General features: G+C 66.1%; 6 protein-coding genes. 4 read left to right on the top strand and 2 right to left on the bottom strand.

The genetic code is table 11. The annotated features are described in order from the left end of the window. From AC5RUJ_RS10205 to AC5RUJ_RS10195, 3 genes are all read left to right on the top strand, one after another. Positions 1 to 558 (top strand): histidine phosphatase family protein (locus AC5RUJ_RS10205; protein ID WP_494155824.1); only part of this gene is annotated, 558 nt, incomplete at its 5' end. A 103-nt stretch (positions 559 to 661) separates the two neighbouring features. After that, positions 662 to 1,831: an NAD(P)/FAD-dependent oxidoreductase gene (locus AC5RUJ_RS10200; protein WP_494128823.1), complete on the top strand. Its 1,170-nt coding sequence runs from the start codon at positions 662 to 664 to the stop codon at positions 1,829 to 1,831. A gap of 235 nt (positions 1,832 to 2,066) precedes the next feature. After that, positions 2,067 to 3,275, top strand: coding sequence for a hypothetical protein (locus AC5RUJ_RS10195; protein WP_494128824.1), 1,209 nt, complete (start codon positions 2,067 to 2,069; stop codon positions 3,273 to 3,275). 83 nt (positions 3,276 to 3,358) lie between these two features. Here AC5RUJ_RS10195 and AC5RUJ_RS10190 read toward each other — a convergent pair whose 3' ends face one another. Beyond that, on the bottom strand, positions 3,359 to 3,790 hold the full coding sequence (locus AC5RUJ_RS10190; protein ID WP_494128825.1) for a hypothetical protein: 432 nt from the start codon (positions 3,788 to 3,790) through the stop codon (positions 3,359 to 3,361). 132 nt (positions 3,791 to 3,922) lie between these two features. On the opposite strand from AC5RUJ_RS10190, the gene AC5RUJ_RS10185 reads away from it, so the two are divergent. After that, a complete protein-coding gene (locus tag AC5RUJ_RS10185) occupies positions 3,923 to 4,537 on the top strand; it encodes a hypothetical protein (protein ID WP_494128826.1) in 615 nt (204 codons plus the stop codon). 176 nt (positions 4,538 to 4,713) lie between these two features. Here the strand turns inward: AC5RUJ_RS10185 and AC5RUJ_RS10180 are convergent, their stop codons facing one another. Then, positions 4,714 to 5,205: a YajQ family cyclic di-GMP-binding protein gene (locus AC5RUJ_RS10180; RefSeq protein WP_494000553.1), complete on the bottom strand. Its 492-nt coding sequence runs from the start codon at positions 5,203 to 5,205 to the stop codon at positions 4,714 to 4,716. Positions 5,206 to 5,524: the final 319 nt, after the last annotated feature.

Here is a 5,524-nt window from a genome sequence, read left to right as displayed (position 1 = left end):
GAGCCGATCGACGCCCTGCTCGCATCCACCCTCGTGCGCGCCCAGCTCACGGCGTCCCCGCTGGCCGCCGCCCGGAAGCTTGAGACGGACGTGCGGGACGGGCTGCGCGAGATCTCGGCCGGCGAGCTGGAAATGCGCGGCGACCGCGATTCCATCATTGCCTACATGACCACGGTCTTCGCCTGGGCGGCGGGCGACCTGGAGCGCCGGATGCCGGGCGGCCCGGACGGCCACGAAACGTTCGGACGCTTCGATGCCGTGATTGAAGAAGCCCGATCCTCCGGCATCGGCACCCTGGCGGTGGTCAGCCACGGCGCCATGATCCGCAGCTGGGCCGGCGCCCGGGCGTCCAATCTGACGGTCCCGTTCGTGGCCCGGAACCAGTTGAGCAACACCGGGGTGGTGGTGCTCGACGGCGGTCCCGACGGGTGGGAGGCGCTCACCTGGATGGGCCAGGCCGTTGGCGGGCCCGAACTGGCCGACCCGCTCACCGACGGCCCGACCGCCGATCCCGTCAACCCCGGGAGCGTCCCCTCCGGCCCCGACTCCCGGGACTGACAAGCAAAAAACCGCGCGGACCCGGAGCGGCCGCCGGCCGATGTCACACATGTGCCGGCGGCGGTGTCCTGTCTCTGTAACCACACACGAGAGGGAGTTCACGGTGAGCGCTAAGCATCGGATTGTCATCATAGGGGCGGGCTACGCCGGAGTCATGGCCGCAAACCGGCTCGCCGGCAGCAAGGAGCTTGCGGGCAGGATCTGCGTGAGCGTCGTGAACCCTTCGGCCGACTTCGTCGAGCGGATACGGCTGCATGAGGTCGCGGCGGGAGGCCGGGCATCGGCCGCCGTTCCGATGGAGTCGCTGCTGCGCCCGGAGGCCTCCCTGGTGGTCGGCACGGCCTCCCGGATCGATCCCCGTGCGCGCACCGTCCACTTCGACGACGGCCGGGCCGCGCTGGAGTATGACTTCCTGGTCTACGCTCCCGGGAGCGCGAGCCAACCCGTCCCTTCGGGATCAGTCGGCTTCACGCTGCAGGACGCATCCTCCGCCGCCCGCCTGCAGCACGCGTTGCAGCAGTTGGCTCCCGGCGCCGCCGTCAGCGTCATCGGTGGTGGCCTGACCGGCATCGAGGCAGCTGCCGAAATTGCCGGGGCGCTTCCGCGATTGAAGGTGCGGCTGGTCTCGCGCGGGCGGACAGGTGCGGACCTGTCCGAGCGGGGCCGCCGATCCCTGCTGGCACAGCTGGCGGACATCGGCGTCGAGGTCATGGACGGAACCCGGGTGGACCGGTCGGACGCGCAGCGCATCATCCTGTCGGACGGCACGGCCCTGGGCTCAAACTGCACCGTCTGGGCGGCCGGTTTCAGCGCTTCCGGCCTCGCCGAAGCGAGCGGCTTGGCCACCGATGACCGCGGCAGGCTGCTCGTCGACTCAACGCTGGCCTGCCCCGGGTACCCGGAGATCGTCGGCGCCGGAGACGCCGTCCGCCCCCAGGACACGGTGGCCTCGCACCTGCGGATGGGCTGCGCCGTGGCCATGCCCATGGGCGCCCACGCAGCAGAGAACGTCATCGCCCGGATCCGGCAGCGCTCCCCTCAGGAGTTGTCCGTCGGGTTCATGGTGCGCTGCATCAGCCTGGGCCGGCGGTCCGGACTTGTCCAGCCGGTGCATGCCGACGACACCCCGCGCCGGTTCGCCCTGGGCCGCAGGGGCGGCGCCCTCGTCAAGGAACAGGTGTGCCGCATGACCCTGTCGTGGATCCGGGGGGAGCTCAAACGCAGCGGTTCGTACAGTTGGCCCCGCGGCCCCCGCACCGCCGCGGCACGGTAACCGCAGCACTCGGAGGGGGCCGAGGGGCGCGACCGCGTACTCGGTTTCCGCAGGCCTGATTACCGGCGGGAGCGGGGCAAATACCCGGCTTCCGGTGAGCAAACACGGGGATATATCTGGCCCACTACTCGACTCTTGCGGATCCGCCTGAGTTTCGTTGCCGCCGGTTTAGTCCGCCTGTTAGTGTCGCCGGATCCGCGCCGCGCGGGGTTCAGTTGGGGGAAGAGAGTTCATCATGCGTTTTTCGTCATTGGTGGCCGCGACGACGTTGGGGCTCGTCGTCGCATTGGCGCCAGCCGGTCCGGCGCTCGCCGGTCCAGCCGAACGGCAGGCCGCCTGCACAGCCCTGGGCGGAACGCTCAGCGGCAACGGCAATAATCAAATCTGCACCGTCGAAACCGTCGTCGTAGGTCCGGATGTTCCGTCAGGCACTCCGACGACCACGTTCAGCCCGGACCGGCCCGTGGGCGACCCTGTCACCGTGGACACGTCGCTTCCATCCCGGCAGCCGGATCCCACGGTGACAACCGAGGAGCGCAATGTCGGCGACGCGACTGTCGTCAGGACCGAGCGGGCCGGCACCCCGGTCGTGACCGAGGAAGAGCGCGATGCCGGGGAGGCCGTCAGCGAGGACGTCGTTGTTCCCGGCACGCCGACGTCGACAACCCGGACGGAGCGGGGCACGCCGACGAGCACCGAGACGCCCGCGACTACCAACTGCCGCAGGGTGAACAACGAGCGGGCGGCGAAGCCCGTGGAGAGATGCGAAAGGGCCGTCCTGACCACGACGACGACGCCCACAACGATCGTCACCACGACGACCACCCCGCAGGAACGAGTCACCACGACGACCCAGCCGCGGGAAACGCTGATTACCACGACGACGCCGTTCACGGAGGTCTTCACCAGCACCCAGCAGCGTGAAATGTGCACCACGACGACCTACCAAACGGTGATCGCCACCGCGACGACGCAGCAGACGGAGCGCACGGCGACGACTACGCAGCCGACAACGCGGACCACCACCACGACGATCACCACGTTCAACTTCCCGCGCGGCACCGACGTCCCCACCCCCACCGGCGTGCCGGTGGTGACGCAGGAAACGGAACCAGGGACTCCTGTGGTGACGGAAGCAGTGGTTCCCGGCACGCCGATCGTGACCACCGGAACCCGGCCGGGCGACGAGGAATCGGAGACCGAGTGCGCGCCGATCGCCCCCGTGGTGACGGTCACCGAAGGGGAAACGAGGCAGGAGGTTACGACGGCGACCGTGCCCGCAGAGCCGGTTGTCACCGTGACCCGTGAGGACATCGAACCGCTTGTCGTCGAGACCGAGGCCCCGGGGGCGCCGATCGTGACGACCGACGTCCGCAGCACCGGCGAGACCTGCTACAACAACCCCTCCAACGCAGAGCAGAGGAGCAACCGCTGCGCGGCGTAGCTCCGAACCCGTTTCACTGGCGCTGCCGCCTTCCCTCCGGGAGGGCGGCAGCGTCATGCGGTGTTGCCAAAGCTTTTAGGTGGCTAGAGCCCGTGCACCAGGAGGTTCCGGTGCGGTTGGAGCCAGCCTTTGGCCAATGCTGTTTTCGCGTCGTATCCGTCGGCGATCAGCTTGGCCTTGATTCCGGAGGCTTCGAGTCCAAGTGGGCCAGTATGCTCGAGCCGGCCACATCCGGCGGCATAAACACCGAATGCCGGGTTGTCCATGATCAAGCACATTTCGCGGGGGTCGGGGGTGTCCATCAACGCGGTGTAGAACGCGTAGCCATCCTTTTCCGCCAGGAAACGTACGCTGTCCGAAACTACGCCCAGCCCTTCTAAGCGCTCCGCCGGTATTTCGTCCTCGGTACTGGAAGGGGCAGACAGCGCTGACACCCGGGGAGCCTGGTGGCTCGTGCAGCCTGCCAGCGCCAGCAGTACCGCGGCTGCAGCGCTCAGTCTGGTCAGCGTGTGCATGGTCTCCCCGTCTCGGCTGAAGCAATGTTTGCCTCACGCTAAGCGGGAAATGATCAGCATTGGACGAAACGAACGTTGCGATGCGGTAACTAAAGCACCGAGGGGTGGAAATTGGGCGCAATTGAGGAGCTTATGGCCGAGTCCAACGAACGTTGGGCTAAAGCGGCCAAAAGAGCCCAAGGGTTGGCGGACAACGGACTGGGCGCCGCCGTGAAGGTCTACTACACGCGATTCTGGCTAGTGGGCGTGATCGTCCTGGTCCCGATTGGTTCCCTGGCGGCGGCTCTGGCGTTTCGGGCTTCTTATGGTGACTGGCCAACGTACCTAACGTTCGGCTGCATGCTGGCGGGGCTAGGCACTCTGATCGGAGGTCTGACCTTCAACTCGAAAAGGGTCGTACCGGCAGCCGAATATGGAAACGTCGACGTGACCCTTTCGCTGACGAGCGAGGAACGAAAGCATGTCCGCCGGCAGGTAGCAGGCAAGGCGGCAGTCGTTCCGGAGCATCTCACGGTAACGCGCGGCGCGGCTGTGCAGATGCGAAAGGCTCTTGCGACGCAGCTGTTGATAATGCCGTTCTACCCTTTGGTTTTCATTCCGCAAGCCATCAACGGCGCCGGACGGAATGATCCATTCGGCTGGGTCTTTGCAGGCATTGTAGTTCTCTTCATGGTCGGGCTCCTATTTCTCATACGGGATTTCCGCCGCTCGGGTCAATTCCTCGCACGCACGGCTGATCAGCGTTGAGGGGGCCCTGCCATTCCGTCAACAGGGGAAGTCGCAGCAGGGCGGGTGGCGGCAGGGCCGATGACAAGACAAGGACCGCAGCCGCTGGTCTTACGGCTGCGGTCCTTGGCACTCCTACGGACTCTCTGCGGACTAACGCTTGGTAATCATGCTCTCACTGAGCGTTATGTACTGAGCTACCGGTAGTTAATGAACTGCAGGTCGACGTCCAGGTCGGAGCCCTTGAGCAGCGAAATGACTTCCTGCAGGTCGTCCCGGGACTTCGAGGTGACGCGGAGCTCGTCACCCTGGATCTGTGCCTTCACACCCTTGGGGCCCTCGTCGCGGATGATCTTCGAGATCTTCTTGGCCTGGTCCTGGGCGATGCCCTCCTTGACGCCGGCCTCGATCCGGTACTCCTTGCCGGAAGCGAACGGCTCGCCGGCGTCCAGCGACTTCAACGAGATGCCGCGCTTGACGAGTTTCGACTGGAGCACGTCCAGGACGGCCTTGACCCGTTCCTCGGAGTTGGCCTTCATCAGGATTTTTTCTCCACTGAAGTCAACCTCGGCGCCGACTCCCTTGAAGTCATAGCGCTGCGCGATTTCCTTCTGCGCTTGGTTCAACGCGTTGGCGACTTCCTGCTTGTCCACCTTGCTGACGATGTCGAACGAAGAATCGCTGGCCATGGTTCCTCCTGGGTCGGGGCGTAAGTGTTCTGGCACCAGCCTACTGAATCGCATCCGGACACGCGGCTTTCCCAGCTGGGACGCAGGTTCCGTCCAATGTTCCTTCATCCGGGTCGGCGAGAATCGAGAAGCCGTATCGACACCAATCATCAGGAGAAGCACACACATGGCAGCCCGCCCGCAGTACATAGTCACTTCGATGAGGGTTGCCGCGGGTTCGTTCCTGACCGTAACGGCCGTCGCCACGGTGGTTGTGATGGGCTCCGCGCCGGCCTCGGCGGCCACTGCCTCCCTGGCGTCCGCGCAGGCGCCCGCCGCG

This window comes from Arthrobacter sp. Y3223164, from assembly GCF_059091005.1.
Note: the sequence above shows the minus strand (reverse complement) of the source record. Positions and strands in the feature narration are given on the sequence as shown.